We start from the raw sequence: 20550 nt of genomic DNA, 5'->3' as shown, positions 1-20550 counted from the left end.
ATTTGAATGTATTGAGTATCGGTTCTACGATGGAACGACGCAACATCTCCACCTGCACGAGCGCGCCATGCACATCGCCATCCTGACCTTCGAAGGCTTCAACGAACTCGACTCGCTGATCGCATTCAACATCCTCAATCGGGTCAAGAAGCCCGGCTGGCGGGCCTCGATCGCCAGTCCGGCGGACAAGGTGCGTTCGATGAACGGCGTGGTGCTGGAGGCGCAAGCGTCGCTGAAGGACGCATGTGACGCCGACGCCGTGCTGGTCGGCAGTGGTATCAAGACCCGGGACGTTGTCGCCGATGCCGCGTTGATGTCGCAGCTGAGGCTCGATCCGACGCGCCAGCTGCTGGGCGCGCAATGCTCGGGCACGCTGATACTCGCCAAGCTGGGGCTGCTGGACGGCGTTCCAGCCTGCACGGACCTGACCACCAAGCCGTGGGTCCAGGAGGCCGGCGTGGCCGTGCTCAACCAGCCGTTCGTGGCAAAGCGAAACCTTGCGACCGCTGGCGGGTGCCTGTCATCGCAGTATCTGGCGGCCTGGTTCATCGCACGTCTGGAAGGTGTCGAGGCTGCACGAGACGCGATTCACCATGTCGCCCCGGTGGGGGAGAAGGAAGCCTACGTGACGCGCGCAATGGCAAACATTTCGCCGTTCCTCTAACCGTGCGGTGAGACATGGCGCGTGCGGCACGGCTCACCGCTGGCCTCGCGGCCCCCTCGTGCTGAAACGAGGGCGTTCAGATCTCGATGATCCCCCGCTTGATCGCGATCGTCACGGCGTGGGTGCGGTCATTGGCACCCAGCTTGGACACGATGCGCTTCATATGCGCCTTCACCGTCTCCTCGGTCACGCCGAGCTCAAGGGCTACGCGCTTGTTGGAGTTGCCCTGCGCCACGCTGCGCAGGACCTGGATCTCGCGCTCCGAGAGCGCATCGTCGCGCAGATGGGCCGCGAGCTCCGAGGCGACCTCCGGCTGGACGCGGTGCCCTCCCGCGTGCACCTGGCGGATCGTCTCGACGAGCTCGGTACGCATCTCACCCTTGAGCAGGTAGCCCGCAGCGCCGGCACGGAGCGCCCGCATGGCAGTGACGTCGCCCTTGTAGGTGGTCAGCACGACGATGACCGCGTCTGGGACTTCAGCGCGGATCGCATCGATCGCCTCGATGCCGTTCATCTCCGGCATTTGCAAGTCCACCAGTGCAACGTCGGGACGATGCTCGAGGAACGCCTCGACCGCCTCGCGACCGTTGGTGGCCTGCGCCACCAGCTCGATGTCCGGCTGGCTTTCGAGCACGGCAGCGACGCCCTCGCGCAGCAGTGGATGATCGTCGGCGATCAGCACGCGAATGCGGCGGTCGCCGGCGTTCCCGGTCACGACACCGACTCCGCGCGCGCGGCCGCGGCCGCCAGTTCGAACTCCACCTCCGTACCGGCGCCGGGTGCGCTGTGGATGGCGAGGGTGCCGCCCAGGCGCGTGGCGCGTTCGCGCATCCTGGCCAACCCCTTATCGCCGGGGACGCCGGCGTCCAACGCCGCGCTGGCGATGCCCTTGCCGTCGTCGCGGACCCGCAGGGCGAAGCGCGACCATCCGTAGTCGACATCGACGGCGATGTGCCGCGCGCCAGCGTGGAAGTACGCGTTCGAGAGGGCCTCGCGGCCGATTCGGTACGCCTCGTCCGTGACATCCGGGCGCATGGCGAAGGTGTTGCCGCGTACGCGCAACTCGAACGCAACGGAGGGAGCGAGCTGCGACAGCTCCTGCGCCGCCGCCGACAACGCGGTCGACAGCTCACACACCCCCACGGAGTCGCGCAGGTCGCGCATGCGGTCCCGACCCTCGGCCAGCACGGCATCGGCCCGCTTCAACGCCTGCTCCATCAATGTGCGCGACTGCCGCGTCTGCGCAAGATCGGGCAGCTGCTGCATGGCGCCCTGGAACTTGAGCACGAGACCTTGGAAGCCCTGCACCAGCCCATCGTGCAGCTCGCGCGAGGTGCGCTCGCGCTCGATCAGGCGTTGCTCGCAGACCTGCATGCGGCGAGCCGCCCGGCGCAGTCGGACGCGATAGAACCAGGCGACTACCAGCAGCAAGGCGATTTCGAAGAGGGTCCGCAGCCATCCCGTCGCGGCCATGGCTTGCGCGGGCAAGGCGATATCGAGGGCGCCGCCGTGGGCGGCTCCGAGAAGGAGCGCGGCGCTCGCGAAGGCAAGAAAGATTCCGATGCGCACGGGGCGCCCCACGGAAGCCAGAGGCTCCCACTCTAGATGCTTGCACCCCGCCGCACAAACACGCGTTCGAGTGCTCATCCGATTCCCCGATCGGGGGAGCGCGCGACCGGTCTATGTGGCGCATCCAAATGGACCCGAATCGGGAATTGAGAGGCGGCCGTCCGTGCACTAGCCTGAAGTTCAGCAGCGCGCTGAAGATTCACGACGGCGCCGATCACGCAACCCATTTCCAACGCCCCAGCTCCTGGAACCATCATGCTCAGCATCGACAACCCGATCACTTCGGCAGACATCGACGTCGCAGGGACGTTCGCCGGCATCACCTGCAATTCGAACACGAATCCGGTCGTGTTCGTCGTGGATGACGACGTGTCCGTGCGCGAGTCGCTGGAGTTGCTCATCGTGTCTGCCGGCTGGCGGCCCGAGACATTCGCCTGCGCACAGGAGTTCCTCGCGTCTGCGCGCCGTCGCGAGCCGAGCTGCCTGGTCCTCGACATCACCATGCCGGGCGGTCTCGACGGCCTGGAGGTGCAAAGGCGCTTGGCGGCCGAACGTCCCGACATGCCCATCATCTTCATCACGGGCCATGGGGACGTGCCGATGACGGTTCAGGCCATGAAGGCCGGCGCCTATGAATTCCTGACCAAGCCGTTTCGCAACGACGTGATGATCGGTGCCATCACGAGCGCGCTCGAGCGCAGCCGGGTCGCGCTCGACCACGAGATTCAGCTGAACCCGCTGCGCGGCCGCTATGCATCGCTGAGTCGGCGCGAACGCCAGGTGATGGGCCTCGTCGTCTGCGGCCTGCTCAACAAGCAGGTGGGCAGCGAGCTGGGTATCAGCGAGATCACGGTCAAGGCGCATCGGGGCAGCCTCATGCGCAAGATGCAGGCCGCATCCCTGCCCGAACTGGTGACCATCGCGGCACGACTGGGCATCCTGCGGTCCTTCGAACGGCGATCGGTCGGAAGTGCCCTGCCGGCGGCGCGGCCGTGCGCCGTCTCAGCGGGGTGACGCTCGCGTACCACGTCTGCTCAGGCGCCCGCCCAAGCGCGTAGAGTCCGCGTTGGACCCGGCAACGGCGCCGGGCCGGCCGACGGAGGCGCACCATGTCGGGCTCGCAGACCGGTGACTCTTGGCAGCGCATGGGCGGACGGGCAGCCGCGGTGTGCACAGCGTGCGGGGCGCAGCTCGCAGCCGCCCAGCTCGAGCGCACGGGAAGCGAGCTGGCCGCACAGCGTCTGGAGCCGGTCCAGGTCACCGGGTCGCGCCTGCCGCGCGCGGCCGTGCAGTCAGCCCAGGACGTGCACACCTACGAGCGCGAGCGGATCGAGCGCAGCGGCCAGACCAGCGTCGCCGATTTCCTCGCCACGGTGCCTGAAGCGTCGCTCAACTCGCTGGAGTCCACGTTCATCGGAACCTCGGTGCGGCTGCGCGGCGCGCGCGAGGGCTCGACGCTGATCCTGATCAACGGGCGGCGCACGCACGCCGTCACGGGCGGCGTGGCGCCGTTCGGCTTCTTCGACCTCAACACCATCCCCCTGTCGATGGTGGAGCGCATCGACGTGCTCCCGAGCGGTTCATCAGCCATCTATGGAGGTGAGGCGCTGGCCGGCGTGGTCAACATCGTCCTGCGGTCCGAGTTCCACGGCGCGGAAGCGACGCTCGGCTACAAGGGCGCGAAGAACACCGACGAGAAGAACGTGTCGCTGGGCGCCGGATGGAAGCGCGATGCCGTGCGCCTGTCCATCATGGGCCTGTACAGCGAGCGCTCGGCGATGCACGGTCGCGATCGCGAGATCACTGCATCCCCCGACTATCGCCGCTTCGGCGGGCCGAACCTCGGTTCGCCCTTCTTCGGCACTCCCGCCAATGTCGTCTCGGTGTCGGGCAATCTGCCGGGCCTGAATGCAAGCTTCGCGGCCGTGCCGGTCGGCAGCTCCGGCATCGGACTGCGGCCGGCCGACTTCGCGGCCACGGCCGGCATGCAGAACACGGGTTCCTTCACGTCGTACCAGTCGCTCGTGCCGGCGTCACGACGTACGGGCGTCTTCCTTGCGGGGGACTACCGGCTGGCCAACGGCATCGTCCTGTTCGCCGAGATGCTCGCATCGCGCTATGAAGAGGACGTGACGAACGCGCCGCCCTTCCTGCAGCTGAACACCGTGCCGGCCACCAACGCCTTCAACCCCTTCGGCACGGACGTGCGCGTCTCGGGGGTGGTGCAAGGCGCCGAGCCGCTGTCGCGAAGCAGCTTCCACGAGGCCTTCGTGCGCCCTGTCGTGGGCGCGCGCGGCGAGCTCGGCAACTGGAACTGGGAGTTCTCGGCGTTGGCGTCGCGGGACCGGGGCTCGTTTGACGTCTACGGACGGCCCGACGCAGCACGGCTCGGCTCGGCGCTCGCGTCGTCGGATCCGCGCACGGCGCTGAATCCGTTCGTCGACGGGCCCATGGCCGGCTCTGACGTGCTGGCGTCGATCTATTCGACATTCACTCCTGCACCGTTCAAAGGCGATGCCAGGCTGGTCAACGGATTCGTGCGGGGTCCGGCGCTGCGATTGCCGGCAGGCATGCTCGACGCCGTGGTCGGCGTCGAGGTCGAGAAGAGCACGCTCGCGCGCGGCTTCGATGCGGAGCGCACCGCGAAGTCGCTGTTCGCCGAGCTGCGCGCACCGCTGCTGGCGCGCAGCGACGAGCGCGGCGGGCGGCGCGAGTTGCTGACCCTGACGGGCGCGGCACGCGGCGACCGCTACAGCGACTTCGGCAGCAAGACGACGTGGCAGGCCGGCATGGAGCTGCGTCCGGTCGAGCCCTTGGTGCTGCGCGGCACGGTGGGTACCGCCTTCAAGCCGCCCACGCTCTACAACCTGGCTGCGCCGCTGGTCCGGTTTTCGCAGTCCGCCGTCGATCCGGTGCGCAACGGGGAGACCGTGATCGTCCAGCAGATCCAGGGCGGCAACCCCGCCCTCCAGCCCACGACAGGCAGGTCGGCCACCTTGGGCCTGGTGTGGTCGCCGCAAAACGCGGGCGCGCTCAACCTGTCGCTGACCGCGTGGACGCTGCGCATCGACAACGCCATCAACCTGCCGGGTGGGCAGTTCATCGTCGACAACGAAAGCCTCTACCCCGGCCGCGTCGTGCGAGGCCCGTCCACCGGCGGCCAGCCGGGCCCCATCGTGACGGTCGACGGCACCTACATCAACTTCGGCGCGATGCGCCAGGAAGGGATCGACGCCAGCGTGGACTGGAACGTGAAGACGACGGCCGGCGTGTTCACACCCGCGATCGCAGCCACCTACATGACCAAGTTCAACGGTGCGAGCACGCCCGGCGGCGCGGACGTGGACCGGCTGTCGCGCGCCAAGGCCGACGGCATCTTCGCGCCGCGGCTCAAGGCCACGGCGTCGTTGGGCTGGAAGCCCGACGACGCGCTCGACGTGTACCTTGCCGCTCGCCACGTCGGGCGCTACACCGATTACACGCCCCCGCGCACGCTGGGCAACGTGTGGTACCTGGACGCGAGCATCGAGGTCGCGGTCGGTCGGATGCTGGGTGGCGCAGCGGGCATGTTGAGTGCAATGAGCCTTCGCGTCGGCGCCACCAACCTGGCCGACAAGCTGCCGCCGTACTCCACGCACTTCCGGGGCTACGACGTCTACAACTACGACCTCGTCGGCCGCACGATCTACGTGCGACTGCGCCTGCAGACATGAGGGTCGGCGGGTCACTCGGGGTGGCGTTCTGCGCGGCGCTCATCGCGTGGTGCCGGTGCGCGCAGGCGCTGGATCCGGCGCTCGACATCGGCCAGTACGCCCACACGGCGTGGCGCCTGAGCGAAGGCTTCGCCAAGGGAACGATCGGCCCTATAGCGCAGACGCCGGACGGCTATCTGTGGCTCGGCACCGATTTCGGCCTGACGCGTTTCGACGGCGTGCGCAACGTGCCCTGGCTGCCACCGGCGGGCGAAGCGCTTCCCAACAGCTTCATCCGAACGCTGCTCGTCGCGCGCGACGGGACGCTGTGGATCGGGACGCTGTCGGGGCTGGCCAGCTGGAACGGCCGCCATCTCACCGCCTATCCGCCGCTGGCGGGTCGGGGCATCAATGCGCTGTTCGAGGATCGTCAAGGGACGATCTGGGTCGGTACGCAGTCGACGGCCGCGGACGGCCACGTCTGCGCTGTCCGCGCGGCCGGCGTCCACTGCGATGGCCAGGACGGCACGTTCGGCCCATGGGTGGCGGCCTTGCACGAGGACTCGCACGCCCGCTTGTGGGTCGTGGCGGCCAGCGGGTTGTGGCGCTGGCGTCCCGGGCCGCCGCAACGCTATCCACTCGTCGGCCATGTCCCTGCAGGCATCGGAAGCCAGGCCATCGACAAGGATGGCACGCTGCTGCTCGGCACCCGGGGCGGCATCGTTCGCGTCGACGACGGCCGTGTCGATCCCCTGGCGCTGGCGGGCGTCGCCGGTCCGGTCCTGTACGAGTCGCTGCTGCGAGACCGCCAGGGCGCGCTGTGGATCGGAACGGAGCAGGGGCTGCTGCACCTCCACGATGGACGCGTCGACCGGTATGCACTCGCGGACGGGCTCTCGAACGACTCGGTCCACCGGATCTTCGAGGACCGGGAGGGCAACATCTGGGTGTCCACCCGGGAGGGCCTCGATCGCTTTCGCGAGTTGGCTGTCACCACGTTGACCGTTCGGCAGGGCTTGTCGGACGACTGGGTTGGCGCTGTCCTCTCCGCATCCGATGGAAGCCTCTGGTTCAGTACGCGGACCGGCCTGAACCGATGGAGCGAGGGCCGGATGACGGTCTACCAGCCGCGCGCAGGCCGCGTCGAAGCGCTCCGCCGGGTGGGATCGCTCTTCCAGGATTCGCAGGGAAGGATCTGGTTCGCCGGCACGGGGGAGGTCGGCTACGTGAAGGACCATCACGTCATCATCGCGGTGGGTGTACCCGCCGGGATCGTGGACAGCTTCGCAGAGGACAGCCGGGGCAACGTGTGGATCGCACACCGTGAACGGGGCTTGTTGCGCTGGTCCGCGGACCGCAGGCTCGATGAGCTTCCCTGGTCCAGCCTCGGCGACGCAGGCGCCGCGACACGGCTGGCCGCCGATCCGGCGGGCACCGGCCTCTGGCTGGGATTCGCGACCGGAGGCATCGCCCACGTATCGGACGGCCAGGTGCTGGCGCGCTATGCGACGGCCGACGGCCTGGGACGGGGTCGCGTCCACGACCTGCGCTTCGATCGCGACGGCGCGCTCTGGGCCGCCACCCAGGGCGGCGTGAGCCGATTGAAGAACGGGCGCGTCGCCACACTCGACACCAAGGGAGGACTGCCCTGCGATCCGGTCGACTGGACCCTCGAGGACGACGCGCGTGACCTGTGGCTGCACACGGCGTGCGGGCTGGTCCGCATCGCGCGCGCGGAGATGGAGGCGTGGACAGCAGCCGCAGACCAGGGACGCATCGTCGACCGGACGGTTCCCTTCACCGTGCTGGACAGCTCCGACGGGGTCAGGCCCTCGGCCGCGTTCGGCAGCAACGGTCCGCGTGCCGCGAAGGCCGCGGATGGCAGGCTGTGGTACACGAACCTCGCCATCGCAAGCATCGTCGACCCGACCCGCCTGCGCCGCAACAGGCTGCCGCCGCCCGTGCATGTCGAACAGGTCATCGCCGATCGCCAGGCGTACGCGGCGACGAGCGATACGGGACAACGGTTGCGGCTGCCGCCGCTGGTGCGCGATCTGCAGATCCACTACACGGCGCTGAGCCTCGTGGCGCCCGAGAAGATGAACTTCCGCTACAAGCTGGAAGGCCACGACGGCCGGTGGCAGGATGTGGGCACGCGCCGGCAAGCCTTCTACACCGACCTCCCGCCGGGCGACTACCGGTTCACGGTGATCGCCTCCAACAACGACGGCGTGTGGAACGAGACCGGTGCATCGCTCGCGTTTTCGGTGAGCCCGGCGTACTGGCAGACCACCTGGTTTCGCACCGCCTGCGGTGCGGCGCTGGTCGCTGCCTTGTTCATGCTGTACAGGCTGCGGCTGCGCCTGCTGCGTCGCCGCTACGAGTTGCGCACGCAAGACCGCGTAGGCGAGCGCATGCGCATCGCACGCGAGCTGCACGACACGCTGTTGCAGAGCTTCCAAGGCGTGCTGCTGAAATTTCATGCCGTCACCTACATGCTCCCCGACCGTCCCGAGGCTCGGCAGAAGCTGCAAGGCGTCATCGAACAGGCCGAGCAGGCGATCGTCGAAGGACGCGATGCGGTGCAAGCCCTGCGTTCCTCCACGCTCTTCGGCAACGAGCTCGCCGAGGGCATCCGCGCGCTCGGTGACGAGCTGGCGAGCGACGAGGATGGCCAGGAGGGCCCCGCGCTGCACGTGATCGTCGAGGGCGAGCCGCGTGACCTGGCGCCGCTCGTGCGCGAGGAGGTCTACCGCATTGCCCGCGAAGCGGTGCGCAATGCCTGGCGGCACGCAGGTGCCCGACGCATCGACATGGTGATCCGGTACCAGCGGCGCAGCCTGTGGCTGTCGATCTGCGACGACGGGCAGGGCATTGCTGCCGACGTGCTGAATGCCGGGCGACCGGGTCACCATGGGCTCGCTGGCATGCGCGAGCGCGCGCTGCTCGTGCATGGCTCACTCGAGATCCACAGCAAGCCGGACGCCGGTACGCGCGTCGAGCTGATCATTCCCGCCGCGGCCGCGTATGCCAAGCGGGGGCGAGGCCACCGGTGGTGGCGGGCCTAGCCAGGCATCGCCTGCGAATGCAGGCGGCCACTATTGATGGAAATGCAAAACGTGTTTCCGGCGCCGCCTGTCCATGGCAGCCGCAGAGGACGCTACCCTTTGCGAACTCATTCAAGTCAGCTCTCCGCGGCGCTCAACCCATCCTCATGATTCAACTCCCACCCGTACGGCCCTACAGCACCGTGACGACCGAGGATCGCGCGAGCGCGATCGACTTCGTCAACCGAGTCAATTGGCTCTTCGACGTATGGGACGTCGATGCCCTGGTCGACGCGTTCCTGCCGGACAGCGTCACCTACCACTGGCACGGAACGAACCGAGGCCAGGATGAAACCCGTCGCTTCTTCAACGACATCTATCCCTACATCATCCCGGGGGTCAGTCGGCACGCCACCAATCACATCGTGGACTCGGATGAGGACGGAGGCGTCATCGTCCGCTACCACAATCTGCTGGTGAGGTTCGCCCACCCCGAAGCGGCACCAGCGCTGGCGGCGGGCCAGGCCATGGAGAGTCCCGACGATCTTCCGGCGATCTGGATCTACTCGACCATGGTCGACCGCCTGCGCCGCTCGGACAGGGGATGGAAGATCTTCGAGCGTTATGTCGGTTCCACGACGACCAACGACCGCCTGACTCCATCGCGCACCGACCCCGAATACTTCACTCCGTATCTGCCGACGGCGAAGAAGTAGTTCGGCATTCGACATCATCAAACATGGAGGGCAACAAATGCCCGTTTCGTCACGCGATCCTGCTGCGTTCATTCGCAACGGGAATATCGACATCCTCTACGCGAGCTACGGTCAGGGCCCGCTCGTGATTCTTCTGCATGGCTTTCCCGATCATGAAGGCACCTTCGCAGCACAGATCGAAGATCTCTCCCGCGACCATCTCGTCGTGACACCGCGCCTGCGAGGCTTTCCGCCCAGCAGCGTCCCGGTGGGGGTTGAGAGTTACGCGCTGCCGGCCGTGGCCGAGGACGTCGCGGCCATCGTCGAGCACTTCGGCCAAGGGCCGGCCGTTATCGTTGGGCATGACTGGGGCGGCGCCTTGGCTCAGGCAGTCGCGCTGCGATTTCCCCACGTGGTGAAGGGGCTCGCGCTGCTGAATGCGCCCGTGCTATCGACCTTCGATTCCGTCGTGCACGGCGACAGAAAGCAGCAGGCGATGTCGGCGTACACCCTGCCCTATCTTCAATACCAGCCGGGCGACGACAAGAACGTCGAGCTCGTGACCAGGAACATCCGCAATTCCGACTGGCAGGCGACCATCAGCCGATATCTGAATGAGAATCCGATTGACGGAATGATGGCCTACTACAAGGCCAACTATGCCGCGCCTCCCTACCGGCCGCAAACGCCCGCCGGCTACCGATTCGGCATTCCGACCCTCATCGTCTGGGGTACTGACGAAGAGTATTTCGCGCCCCGTGTGCTCGATGGGCTGACGGAGTACTTTGCCGCTTCGCTCCGATTGGCCACAGTGCCCTCCGCGGGACATTGGGTGCATCAGGACGCCCCTGCCCGCGTCAATCAGGAAATCCGCTCGTGGCTCGCCACGCTGCCGGCACCCACAGGAGCCCGACATGAATGACATCGTCATTTGCCATCCGGTTCGCAGCCCCATCGGCGGCTTCGGCGGTTCGCTGAAGGACATGCCCGCCAGCGCGCTCGGCGCACACGTCATCGATGCGGTCATCCGTCGATCGGGACTGGATCCCGCGAAGGTCGACTCTGTCGTCATGGGGAACGTCGTTCAGGCCGGCAACGGCATGAACGTGGCTCGCCAAGCCTCCGTGAACGCCGGCTTGCCGGTCAGCGTGCCGGCCATGACGGTCAACCGGGTGTGCGGCTCCGGCGCCCAGGCGGTGGTCTCGGCTTACGCGGAGGTGTCCTCCGGACTGTCCCGCGTCGTCATCGCCGGCGGCGTCGAGAACATGGATCGCGCGCCGTACCTCGTGCCGGGCATGCGCTTCGGGGCTCGCATGGGTCACGCGCAGATGATCGACTCGTTGCTCCACGACGGGCTTCACGACGCCTTCTCGACGAAGCACTCGGGCTGGCACACCGAAGACCTGGTGACGCGTTTCGGGCTCAGCCGCGAAGCACAGGATGAGTTTGCCGCGCAAAGCCAGCAGCGGTTCGCCGCCGCGCAGGAGGCTGGCTGGTTCAAGTCCGAGATCGAACCGCTGACTTTGAAGGGAAAGAAGGGAACGCTCTCCTTCGTTGCGGACGAGTCCAACCGGCCCGAAACGACCGTCGAGAGCCTGGCTCGGCTCAAGCCCGCGTTTCGGCCCGACGGAACCATCACTGCGGGCAACGCGCCCGGCGTGAACGCCGGCGCAGCAGCCATGATCGTCTGCAATCGCAAGGTCGCTGACGAGGCCCGACTCGACGCGTTGCTCGTCATCCGCGGCGTCGGTGTGGCAGGCGTCGAGCCCGGCTACTTCGGACTTGGGCCCTTGCCCGCCATTCGCCTGGCCCTGCAAGGCGCGGGATGGAACATCGAGGAGGTCGATCGCTTCGAGGTCAACGAGGCGTTTGCGGCCATTGCGCTCGTCGTGCGTGACGAGCTGAAGGTCGACCCGGACCGATTCAATGTCGACGGCGGTGCCATCGCGCATGGCCACCCGATTGGAGCGACCGGCGCCATCCTTCTGACCAAGGTAGCGCATGCCCTCAGGCGCACAGGAGGCCGGAAGGCAGTCGTCTCGTTGTGCATCGGTGGAGGTCAAGGCATCGCGCTTTGCGTCGAGCGCGCCTGAGACCAGGACTCGGGGCTGGCGGCCCCTGCAGCCGGGGTATGCCAATGGTCGCGACGATGTCCCTGTCCCGTGTCGGATGTGCAATCCCACGGGCGCAGGCATCTTCCATCGATCCCGTCGACCTTGAAACCTGTCGAGAACCTGCTCATGAATTCCCCCGAATCCAATCAAACGCCGAGCGCGAGTCGCCGTCGTTTTCTGGGCAATGCCGCCATGGCCATCAGCGCTACCGCATGGGGAGTCGGCACTGCATCGGCGCAAGAAAGTGACTCCCGGCCGGGCGCAGTTCCGGCCTTGAAGCCCGGCACCAACACCTCGTTCGGCCCGCTGAAGCAGGTGCAAGCCGGCGTTCTGAATGTCGGATACGCCGAGTCCGGCCCGATTGCCGGACCCGCGGTGTTGCTGCTGCACGGTTGGCCGTATGACATCCATACGTATGTCGATGTCGTGCCGTTGCTCGCCGCGAAGGGTTACCGGGTGATCGTCCCGTTCCTGCGCGGGTACGGCACGACGCGCTTTCTGTCCGACGACACCGCGCGCAATGGCCAGCAGTCGGTTCTCGCCGTCGACGCCATCGCGCTGCTGGACGCTTTGGACATCGACAAGGCCATCGTCGGCGGATGCGACTGGGGTGCACGAACCGCCAACATCGTCGCAGCGCTCTGGCCCCAGCGCTGCAAGGCGCTCGTGTCGGTCAGCGGCTACCTGATCGGCAACCGCGAAGCCAACCAGTCGCCACTGCCGCCGCAGGAGGAGCTGAAGTGGTGGTACCAGTTCTACTTCGCCACGGAGCGTGGCCGCGCCGGCTACGAGAAGCATCGGCGCGCCTTTGCAAAGCTCATCTGGCAGATCGCTTCGCCGAAATGGAACTTCGACGATGCGACCTTCGAGCGCAGCGCCGCCGCCTTCGACAATCCGGACCACGTGGCCATTTCCGTCCACAACTATCGGTGGCGGATCGGCCTGGCCGAGGGTGAGGCCAGGTATGACAACCTCGAGCGCAAGCTGGCCCAGGCTCCGGCGATCAACGTGCCAACCATCACCATGGAAGGGGACGCGAATGGTGCCGCGCATCCCGATCCAGCCGCTTATGCCAAGCGCTTCACCGGAAAGTACGAGCACCGGACCCTCCAAGGCGGGATCGGTCACAACTTGCCTCAAGAGGCCCCGCAGGCATTCGCTCAGGCCATCGTCGACGTGGATCGGCTCTGAGCTGAGGACTGAACGCAACGGCGGCCAAGCGCGTGGAGCGGCCGCCATGCATGCCTCCTTGGGAGATGTCAGTCCATGACCCTCTGCGTGTCGGAACCGGAAGTCGCTGTCAGTCGCGTTCCCCCGCCGCTGATCGCCTGACCGCTCGTGTCAGTGAATGTCCCTGCGCGACGTTCCCGGATGGCCGCCGACGCGCGCAAGATCCTTGGCCTGGATCCCCGCGAAGAGCTTGGCGGCGCGGACCTTGATGTCGAGCAGCTCGTTGGCCGTGACGCTGTAGCGACCGCTGAAGAGGTCGACCTGTACGCCGAACTCGACGTCCTTCCCGGCATGGGACAGCTTGCCGCTTGTGAACGCGTAGTCAGGCAGCGTCGCCGGAATGCCTTTCGCCTTCACGTCGTAGTTGGCGTAGGTCACTTCGTGGATCTCACCGCTGGCGAGGTCCAGGAATCCGGCCGAGTCCACGATCTGCTCGTCGAGCTCGTCCGCAATGGTGATGGGTACTTGAAGGTGCATGGCGATTCCAGTCTGGCTGTCGCGGGGAAACTCTCCGCGACCTGCAGGCCTCTCCCGGCTGCATGACGTGGACCGTAGGCGCGCTCCACCCGGAGTGACTCTCTGCGCCATCGGCCGCAAGGTCAATGGTCAAGTGGACAGCCGCGGAGGAGAGACTTTTGGTACTTTTTTGGTACCACCAACAAAAAAGCACTGGCGTCTCCGCTAAGTGCTTTCTGTCTACCGAATTTGGTAGGCGCGATTGGACTCGAACCAACGACCCCCACCATGTCAAGTCGATCTGACAGCACGCTAAACCGTGACATGACGTGCTTCCGCGCAGCACTCAACCTCGCCTATGTAGACGGCCTGCTAACACGGACTCCGCCGGGCGCAGCAAGCTTCGCCCTATCAAGAACGCCGACCACCGGCGAGAGCTCTACCTCGATCGACCGCAGCGAATGAAGTTCATCGAGAAGGCAGCACCGGATCTCGCAGCCTTCCTTCGCGGACTGTGCCAGCTTCCGCTTTCGTCCCGGAGCCCTGGCCAAGCTCACGGCAATCAAGCTTCCCGACGTGACGGCCGAGCTCTTCGAGCAAGCCAGCAAGGACAAGTTGCCAACCGCCCCGCGTGCCTTCTCCGCGAACTCGAGAAAGTAAGCCTCCCGGGCGGCCGTGGATGCCCTCTTCGATTGATGCATCGCGCCGCTCATCGCGGGCGCCTCGTAGGTTCCGCCGGAGATCTCGATCAGGTCGATGCCCGCATCGGACAGTGCACGGATCGTCTCGAGCGAGTCGTCCTCGGTGAACCCGCCGCGCTGGAAGTCGGCCGAGTCGAGCTTGATGCCCACGGGGAAGCCCGGGCCGACGTGGCGGCGGATCTCGGCGTAGACGGCCAGCACGAAGCGCCGCCGTTTCTCGGCCGTGCCGCCCCATTCATCGTCTCGGCGGTTGTGGTGCGGCGAGAGGAACTGGTTGATCAGGTAGCCGTGTGCAGCGTGGATCTGCACGCCATGGAACCCTGCCTTCTTGCAGACAGCCGCGCTGCGCCCGAAGCGAGCGATGATGTCGTGGATGTCACCGCTGCTGGCCTCGCGTGGGGTGTCGAAGAACGCCGCCATGCCTCGCGGAAGGGAACGGCAGAGGGCGCCAGGTTGAACGCATTCAACCCTCGCGTCGATTGCTTGCCCGGATGGTTGAGTTGCGCTCACAAGGCCGAGCCTTGTGCGGTCGCGGCCTGCGTCCATTGCCGCAGGATGGCCATGTCGGACTCGTCCTCGATCACGACGTTGCCCGGCTCGCCGAGCGCGCGTCGTGCCTCAGCGGCGATAGGCGAACCCAGTGCCGCCGACGTCCACAAAACGGGTGGGCGCGGGGAGATGGGTGTCAGTCATGGGGGACCTCCGCACTCAGTTCGCCAGGAAGGCCAGTGCCTTCGGCACGAAGTCCTCGTGGTACTGGAAGATCCCGCCGTGGCCGGCATCCGGATAGATGACGAGCTGGGCGTTCGGCAGACGCTTGGCGAGGTCATGCGAATTGCTGGTCGGCACCATCCGGTCGTCGTCGCCATTGGCCACGAGGGCCGGCTGCTTGATCACCGACAGGTCGGCCGGGCGCTTCTGCCCCCATGCGCTGAGTGCCTGCAACTGCGCCACGTACGCACCCACGGCGATGTCCTTGTCGCGGTTCTGCGTGCGCTCCTGCAGGCGCTTCAGGAAAGCCTTCCCTGCCTCGATACCCCTCGGCGTGCGGGTGAAGAAGAGGTACTGCTTGGGGTCTTGGCCGGTGAACGTCGCGCGCAGCAGGTCGTAGTTCGATACGCCCGCCACGGTGCTGATGCCCGGCCCGCCCGCTGGGCCGGTACCCGTCAGGATCAGCTTGCGCACGAGCTGCGGCTCTTTCAGCACGATCTCCTGGGCGATCATTCCGCCCATCGAGAAGCCGAAGAGATCCACCTGCTTGAAGCCTTTGGCCTTGATGAAGGTGATGGCGTCGTCCGCCATTTGTTCGATGGTGTTGGCCGGCGAGCCGGTCGAGGCGCCGACGCCGCGGTTGTCGAACGCGACCACGTGGTGTTTCGCGGCGATGCCATCCACCACCCGGGGGTCCCAGTTGTCCAGAACGGCGGCCAGATGGGTGAGCAAGATCACCGACGTGCCGGCGTTCTTCTGGCCCAGTTCGCGGTACGCGAAGTCAACGCCGCCCGCAGAGACGACCTGCGTTGGCACGCTCTTCCATGTCGCGCCCTGCGCCGTGGCGACGTTGGCGGTTGAGATTGCGGCCACAGGCGGCTTGTCGGCCGTGGCACAGGCCGACAGCAGCGTGGCAGAGAGAGCGAGCAGGCACACGCCGACTCGGGACAGGTAGAGCATGGTGTCTCCGAATGGAAAGGGTGATGGAGTGATGAAGAACCGAGGGGACGATCAGGATTGCCGTCGATAGCGGTCGGCAGCGTGTGCCTGCCGGATGTTCGCCAGCAGCCCCTGGCGCGCGCCGTCCAATGCGTCCCAGCGCTCGGCCACGTGCAGCGGCGGGATCGTGACCAGTTCGCGGCGGTCGAATCCGACCAATGCCGCATCGACGAGTTCGCCGACATCCATCACATCGGTCAGCGTGTTGACGTCGATCCCGGCGCGCTCCCAGATCTCGGTGCGGGTGGCCGCTGGCAGTACGGCTTGGATGTAGACCCCCTTGGGAGCCAGCTCCAGGTTCAAGCCCTGCGACAAGAACAACACGAACGCCTTGGTGGCGCCATAGATCGACATGCCGAACTCGGGCGCGAAGCCGACCACGGAGCCGATGTTGACGATCGAGCCGGTGCTCGCTTGCGCGAAGCGGGGTGCGACAGCAGCGGCTAGCCGCGTCGGCGCAGTGGTGTTGAGCGTGATCAGGCGTTCGATGCTCTCCGCCGTCTGCTGCACAAAGCCGGCCGACTGGGCCATGCCGGCGTTGTTGATCAGGATGTCGATGCGGGCGTCGTCACGCAGACGGGCTTCGACGGCAGCCAGGTCGGCCTGTTTCGTCAGGTCGGCCTGCAGCACGTCCACGGCAACCTCGTGTTCGTCGCGCAGGCGCCGCGCAAGTGCGTCCAGGCGTGCCTGGTCGCGCGCGACCAGTACAAGATCGTGGCCGCGCTGTGCGAGGCGCTCAGCGTAGGTTGCGCCGATGCCGGTCGAAGCGCCGGTAATGAGGGCGGTGGATTGGGTGGTCATGGGTTCTCCGCAGATCAGAGGGCACCGGGCCGCAGCGTTCGGCCCGGCGCGTGTTTGCTTACCTGGCCTCGGCCAGCGTGGGGTAGTCCGTGTAGCCCGCGGCGCCGCCGCCATAGAGCGTGGCCGGGTTGAGCTGTGCCAGCGGCGCGCCGCTCTTGAGCCGGTCGACCAGGTCAGGGTTGCTGATGAACGGCCGACCGAAGGCAAAAAGGTCAGCCTTGCCCGCTTCCAGCTGGGCGGCGGCGAACTCCAGGTCGTAGCCGTTGTTGGCGAGGTAGGTCTGCTTGAAGCGGCTGCGCAGCGCGGCGTAGTCGAACGGGGCCACGTCGCGCGGGCCGCCCGTCGCACCTTCGACCACGTGCAGGTAGACGATGCCCAGCGTGCTGAGCTGTTCGACGATGTAGTCGTACTGCGGCTGCGGATCGCTGCTGGAGATGCCGTTGGCCGGCGACACCGGCGAGATGCGCACGGCGGTGCGATCGGCGCCGATCTCCTTCGCCGCTGCCGCGACCACTTCCAGCAGCAGGCGGGCGCGGTTCTCGACGGAGCCGCCGTACGCGTCGGTGCGCTGGTTGGCCCCGTCCTTGATGAACTGCTCCAGCAGGTAGCCATTGGCGCCGTGGATCTCCACGCCGTCGAAGCCGGCGGCGATGGCGTTGGCCGCCGCTTGGCGGAAGTCGTTCACGATGCCCGGCAACTCGCTCAGTTCGAGGGCGCGCGGCTCGGACACGTCGGCAAAGCCGTTGTTGACGAAGGTCTTGGTCGCCGCGCGGATGGCCGAAGGCGCGACCGGCGCGGCGCCGCCCGGCTGCACATTGACGTGCGACACGCGGCCCACGTGCCAGAGCTGCACGAAGATGCGCCCGCCCTTCGCGTGCACGGCATCCGTGACCCGGCGCCAGCCGGCGATCTGCCCGGGCGTGTACAGGCCGGGGGTGTCCTGGTAGCCCTGGGCCTGGGCCGACACCTGCGTGGCCTCGGTGATGATCAGGCCGGCCGAAGCGCGCTGGGCGTAGTAGGTCGCGGCCAGTTCGCTGGGCACCAGGCCGGCGCCGGCGCGGTTGCGGGTCAGCGGCGCCATGACGATGCGATTGGCGAGGGTCAGAGGTCCCAGCTTGTACGGCTCGAAGAGCGCTTTCTTGCTCATGTTCGTATTCGTTCTCTTGAATGGATGGACGTGCGGCCGATGCGCGGCATGCGGCCGCCGAGTGAACTCAATGGCTGGTGGCGCAGATATTTGTGCGCGCCGTCACTCCGCCAGGAACTGGATCGCGTGCTTGAGGAAGCGCTCGGGGTACTGGAACTGCGCGGCGTGGCCGGCGTCCGGGTAGATCAGCAACTGGGCGTTGGGAATGTTCTGCGCCAGGTGCCAGGAGTTGATCGTGGGGATCATCACGTCCTTGACCCCGTTGAGCACCAGCGTTGGCTGCTGGATGGCATTCAGGTAGGCGTAGGGGTTCTCGCCGGCCAGCGGCGGCAGGTAGGCGGCATGGGCTTCGGTCTGTGCCTGGGCCACCGCCGCGGAGCTGGGCGGGTCCTGATCGACACGCTGATGGCGGCGCTCCCAGAACGCCAGCCCAGCCTGCTTGGCGGCGTCGGAGCGCCCGAAGAACAGGTAGAGGAAGTCCTCCACCGTGGGCACCGGTCGCGGCGCGACTTCGAGCACCTTGGGCTCCATGTTCGGATCGCCGCCGCGCAGCCCGGTGCCCAGCAGCAGCAACTTGCGCACGAGCTGCGGATGGCGCAGCGTCACCTCCTGCACCTGGAAGCCGCCGAGCGAGAAGCCCAGCAGATCCACCTGCGACAGACCCAGCGCCTGGATCACCCGCGCAATGTCGTCGGCCATGTCCTCCATGCGGTTGCGTGGGGTGCCGCTCGACGAAGCGATGCCACGGCCGTTGAAGAGGATGACCTCGCGGCCTTCGGCGAGGCCATCGGTCAGCAGCGGGTCCCAGTGGTCCATGCCACCGCGGAAGTGCTGCACGAAGAACAGCGGGGGCTGCGAACTGAAGGCGTTGCCCCACCGGCGGTAGGCGAACTTGTCGCCATCGACCTCCACGAACTGGGTGGGTGCGGTCAGGTGCGTGTTGCTCATGGATCAGGGTCCTTTCAAGTAAAGACCCATCAATGATGATGATCATCATCCAACTTGTCAAGGATTTGATGATGAACGACATCAATGTATAGTGGAACCTCCTGGCACAGCGAAAAATCAGTCAGCTCGTTATGAAGGTCACCAAGGCACAAGCAGAGGCGAACCGGGCGCACATCGTCGAGACGGCTTCCCAGCTGTTTCGCGAGCGCGGCTACGACGGCGTCGGCGTGGCCGACCTGATGGCTGCAGCGGGTTTCACCCACGGCGGGTTCTACAAGCACTTCGGCTCCAAGACCGACCTGATTGCCGAATCGACGGCCTGCGGAATGGCCCAGACCGCGGCGCTGACTGGCGACGGTGCGGATCCCGCAGAGTTCGTCAGGCAATACCTGTCGCGTGAGCACCGAGACAGCCGAGCCACCGGTTGCACCATGGCCGCGCTTGGCGGAGATGCTGCGCGTCAGCCCGACTCCGTCCGAGCGGCTTTCGCGACTGGCATCGAGTCCTTGATCGCGGCACTGAGCCGTGGCGGTGACACGGCGCCCGCGACAGACGCCAGTCAAACGCGAAGCAGGATCGTCGACTTGCTCTCGCACGCCGTGGGCGCGCTCGTCATGTCTCGGGCCTGCCCGGACGACTCGCCACTTGCAGGCGAATTGCTCGAGGTTTGCCGGGACGCACTCCTCGGGTCGCTGGCGGCGCCTCAGGCTGAAGCACGGCCTTCGCCGAACAGCCACCCAGACTGAGCTCCGTCTCGATTTCCCGAGATGTACGCCGCCTTGGCAGCGGGACGAATCGCATCCACCGACGCATGACAGCGACGACACCGATGTCGAGCGCCCGCGCAGCCGGGAAAAGGTCGGCCGCCGGCTCGCGGCGAACCAGGCTGTGCTCGAAGTGGGCAGCGGCGATCGGCACCAAACGGGTCAGCTCTGCCCAGGTCACTGCGCGTGACAGCCGCCATGCTGGGAAGTTCGAGCCCGGCGTAGAGAACCTTGCCGGGGGCGTACGAGGTCGTCGAAGCCGCGGACAATTTCCTCGATGGGTGTTATGCCATTCAGATGGCGGACCCAATAGACGTCGATGCGATCGGTCTTGAGCCGGCGCAAGCTGGCGTCGACCGAAGCCGCCAGGGCTTTGCGGCTGTTGCCGGTGACGAGGCGATTGGCGTCCGGTTGGGCGCCGTTGCTGAATTTGGTCGAGCACGAAGTCCGAAGTTGCCTGTGCCGAGGGCCAGTTGCGACACCCGCAGGCCCGTCTTGCCGAAGTTCACGTAGTTCATCGCTGCTCAAACAAATGGTGTTCGACGCGCGATCACGCGGGTCGCCGAGGGACGACGAGATTGCCGACCGAGGTCTGAACAACCTCGCCGTGTTGGTTCAACGTGTTCGTGCGCACCTTCACCAGCCCTTGGTCTGGGCGAGATTTCGAAGGCCGCACCTCCAGAACCTCGCTCTCGACGTGCAGTTCGTCGCCCGGCCTGACCGGCCGCGGCCAACGAAGTTCGTCGAATCCGGCACCCACGATGCCGCCGACAGGTTTGAACTCGCTGTCCACGAGCAGGCGCATCGTCACCGCGGCGGTGTGCCAACCACTGGCCGCCAAACCACCGAAGAACGTCGCCGAGGCGGCAAGCGCATCCAGGTGAAAGGGCTGGGGGTCGAACTCAGCTGCAAATGCCTTGATCCGCTCGTCGTCGATACGAACGCGGGTGCTTCCTGTGAAGCGCTGCCCAGGCTCGAAGTCTTCCAGGTACAGAGAGGGCATGTCGAATCT

At 66.6% G+C, this 20550-nt stretch carries 18 protein-coding genes and 1 pseudogene; 9 read left to right on the top strand and 10 right to left on the bottom strand.

Translation table 11 applies throughout. The features are described from left to right. Positions 1–67: 67 nt before the first annotated feature. On the top strand, positions 68–664 hold the full coding sequence (locus P7V53_RS12340) for a DJ-1/PfpI family protein (RefSeq protein WP_280155765.1): 597 nt from the start codon (positions 68–70) through the stop codon (positions 662–664). A gap of 76 nt (positions 665–740) precedes the next feature. On the opposite strand, the gene P7V53_RS12335 is transcribed toward P7V53_RS12340, so the two are convergent. Then, positions 741–1352 (bottom strand): response regulator transcription factor, encoded by a 612-nt coding sequence (locus P7V53_RS12335; RefSeq protein WP_348273480.1) that lies wholly within the window; start codon positions 1350–1352, stop codon positions 741–743. A gap of 23 nt (positions 1353–1375) precedes the next feature. Next, positions 1376–2233 (bottom strand): ATP-binding protein, encoded by an 858-nt coding sequence (locus P7V53_RS12330; RefSeq protein ID WP_280155764.1) that lies wholly within the window; start codon positions 2231–2233, stop codon positions 1376–1378. Between the two features lie 255 nt (positions 2234–2488). On the opposite strand from P7V53_RS12330, the gene P7V53_RS12325 reads away from it, so the two are divergent. The 7 genes from P7V53_RS12325 (at position 2489) to P7V53_RS12295 (ending at position 12972) form a co-directional block, all read left to right on the top strand. Further along, positions 2489–3247 carry a response regulator gene (locus P7V53_RS12325; protein ID WP_280155763.1) on the top strand — a complete coding sequence of 253 codons (759 nt, stop codon included), beginning with the start codon at positions 2489–2491 and terminating at the stop codon, positions 3245–3247. Positions 3248–3342: 95 nt separating this feature from the next. Then, entirely contained in the window at positions 3343–5946 is a 2604-nt protein-coding gene (locus tag P7V53_RS12320) for a TonB-dependent receptor (RefSeq protein WP_280155762.1), read from the top strand. Beyond that, positions 5943–8993 (top strand): sensor histidine kinase, encoded by a 3051-nt coding sequence (locus tag P7V53_RS12315; RefSeq protein WP_280155761.1) that lies wholly within the window; start codon positions 5943–5945, stop codon positions 8991–8993. The genes P7V53_RS12320 and P7V53_RS12315 overlap by 4 nt, the downstream gene beginning before the upstream one ends. A gap of 182 nt (positions 8994–9175) precedes the next feature. Further along, complete coding sequence (locus P7V53_RS12310; protein ID WP_280155760.1) at positions 9176–9688, top strand: nuclear transport factor 2 family protein; 513 nt, start codon at positions 9176–9178, stop codon at positions 9686–9688. A 37-nt stretch (positions 9689–9725) separates the two neighbouring features. Next, the gene (locus P7V53_RS12305; protein ID WP_280155759.1) at positions 9726–10589 is read left to right on the top strand and encodes an alpha/beta hydrolase; all 864 of its coding nucleotides are present in this window, start codon (positions 9726–9728) and stop codon (positions 10587–10589) included. Continuing rightward, on the top strand, positions 10582–11760 hold the full coding sequence (locus P7V53_RS12300; RefSeq protein WP_280156499.1) for a thiolase family protein: 1179 nt from the start codon (positions 10582–10584) through the stop codon (positions 11758–11760). Before P7V53_RS12305 ends, P7V53_RS12300 begins: the two co-directional genes overlap by 8 nt. A 147-nt stretch (positions 11761–11907) precedes the next feature. Then, positions 11908–12972 carry an alpha/beta hydrolase gene (locus P7V53_RS12295; RefSeq protein ID WP_280155758.1) on the top strand — a complete coding sequence of 355 codons (1065 nt, stop codon included), beginning with the start codon at positions 11908–11910 and terminating at the stop codon, positions 12970–12972. 150 nt (positions 12973–13122) lie between these two features. Here P7V53_RS12295 and P7V53_RS12290 read toward each other — a convergent pair whose 3' ends face one another. The 6 genes and pseudogenes from P7V53_RS12290 to P7V53_RS12265 form a co-directional block, all read right to left on the bottom strand. After that, on the bottom strand, positions 13123–13488 hold the full coding sequence (locus P7V53_RS12290; RefSeq protein ID WP_280155757.1) for a hypothetical protein: 366 nt from the start codon (positions 13486–13488) through the stop codon (positions 13123–13125). Positions 13489–14096: 608 nt separating this feature from the next. Next, positions 14097–14779: pseudogene (locus tag P7V53_RS12285) on the bottom strand (NADH oxidase); the annotation flags it as partial. 97 nt (positions 14780–14876) lie between these two features. Further along, positions 14877–15839 (bottom strand): alpha/beta hydrolase, encoded by a 963-nt coding sequence (locus P7V53_RS12280; RefSeq protein WP_280155756.1) that lies wholly within the window; start codon positions 15837–15839, stop codon positions 14877–14879. A 51-nt stretch (positions 15840–15890) separates the two neighbouring features. Continuing rightward, positions 15891–16679 (bottom strand): SDR family oxidoreductase, encoded by a 789-nt coding sequence (locus P7V53_RS12275; RefSeq protein WP_280155755.1) that lies wholly within the window; start codon positions 16677–16679, stop codon positions 15891–15893. 58 nt (positions 16680–16737) lie between these two features. Then, positions 16738–17826, bottom strand: a complete 1089-nt coding sequence (locus tag P7V53_RS12270; RefSeq protein ID WP_280155754.1) for an alkene reductase — start codon at positions 17824–17826, stop codon at positions 16738–16740. 102 nt (positions 17827–17928) lie between these two features. Then, positions 17929–18774 (bottom strand): alpha/beta hydrolase, encoded by an 846-nt coding sequence (locus P7V53_RS12265; protein ID WP_280155753.1) that lies wholly within the window; start codon positions 18772–18774, stop codon positions 17929–17931. A gap of 131 nt (positions 18775–18905) precedes the next feature. On the opposite strand from P7V53_RS12265, the gene P7V53_RS12260 reads away from it, so the two are divergent. Next, positions 18906–19520, top strand: coding sequence for a TetR/AcrR family transcriptional regulator (locus tag P7V53_RS12260; protein WP_280155752.1), 615 nt, complete (start codon positions 18906–18908; stop codon positions 19518–19520). A 195-nt stretch (positions 19521–19715) separates the two neighbouring features. Here the strand turns inward: P7V53_RS12260 and P7V53_RS31520 are convergent, their stop codons facing one another. Next, positions 19716–20066: an aldo/keto reductase gene (locus tag P7V53_RS31520; RefSeq protein WP_348273472.1), complete on the bottom strand. Its 351-nt coding sequence runs from the start codon at positions 20064–20066 to the stop codon at positions 19716–19718. Between the two features lie 22 nt (positions 20067–20088). Beyond that, entirely contained in the window at positions 20089–20541 is a 453-nt protein-coding gene (locus tag P7V53_RS12250; RefSeq protein ID WP_280155751.1) for a MaoC family dehydratase, read from the bottom strand. Positions 20542–20550: the final 9 nt, after the last annotated feature.

It is taken from the genome of Piscinibacter sp. XHJ-5 (assembly GCF_029855045.1).
In the GTDB taxonomy this organism is placed as follows: domain Bacteria; phylum Pseudomonadota; class Gammaproteobacteria; order Burkholderiales; family Burkholderiaceae_C; genus Albitalea.
The sequence above is the reverse complement of the archived record's forward strand: the minus strand, read 5'-3'. Positions and strand labels throughout refer to the sequence as shown.

Coding starts and splice junctions, on each gene's coding strand:
- P7V53_RS12295 (WP_280155758.1), top strand. CDS start 11,908: ATGAATTCCCCCGAATCCAATCAAACGCCGAGCGCGAGTCGCCGTCGT.
- P7V53_RS12280 (WP_280155756.1), bottom strand. CDS start 15,839: ATGCTCTACCTGTCCCGAGTCGGCGTGTGCCTGCTCGCTCTCTCTGCC.
- P7V53_RS12340 (WP_280155765.1), top strand. CDS start 68: ATGCACATCGCCATCCTGACCTTCGAAGGCTTCAACGAACTCGACTCG.
- P7V53_RS12320 (WP_280155762.1), top strand. CDS start 3,343: ATGTCGGGCTCGCAGACCGGTGACTCTTGGCAGCGCATGGGCGGACGG.
- P7V53_RS12250 (WP_280155751.1), bottom strand. CDS start 20,541: ATGCCCTCTCTGTACCTGGAAGACTTCGAGCCTGGGCAGCGCTTCACA.
- P7V53_RS12315 (WP_280155761.1), top strand. CDS start 5,943: ATGAGGGTCGGCGGGTCACTCGGGGTGGCGTTCTGCGCGGCGCTCATC.
- P7V53_RS12290 (WP_280155757.1), bottom strand. CDS start 13,488: ATGCACCTTCAAGTACCCATCACCATTGCGGACGAGCTCGACGAGCAG.
- P7V53_RS12305 (WP_280155759.1), top strand. CDS start 9,726: ATGCCCGTTTCGTCACGCGATCCTGCTGCGTTCATTCGCAACGGGAAT.
- P7V53_RS12265 (WP_280155753.1), bottom strand. CDS start 18,774: ATGAGCAACACGCACCTGACCGCACCCACCCAGTTCGTGGAGGTCGAT.
- P7V53_RS12270 (WP_280155754.1), bottom strand. CDS start 17,826: ATGAGCAAGAAAGCGCTCTTCGAGCCGTACAAGCTGGGACCTCTGACC.
- P7V53_RS12260 (WP_280155752.1), top strand. CDS start 18,906: ATGAAGGTCACCAAGGCACAAGCAGAGGCGAACCGGGCGCACATCGTC.
- P7V53_RS12325 (WP_280155763.1), top strand. CDS start 2,489: ATGCTCAGCATCGACAACCCGATCACTTCGGCAGACATCGACGTCGCA.
- P7V53_RS12300 (WP_280156499.1), top strand. CDS start 10,582: ATGAATGACATCGTCATTTGCCATCCGGTTCGCAGCCCCATCGGCGGC.
- P7V53_RS12275 (WP_280155755.1), bottom strand. CDS start 16,679: ATGACCACCCAATCCACCGCCCTCATTACCGGCGCTTCGACCGGCATC.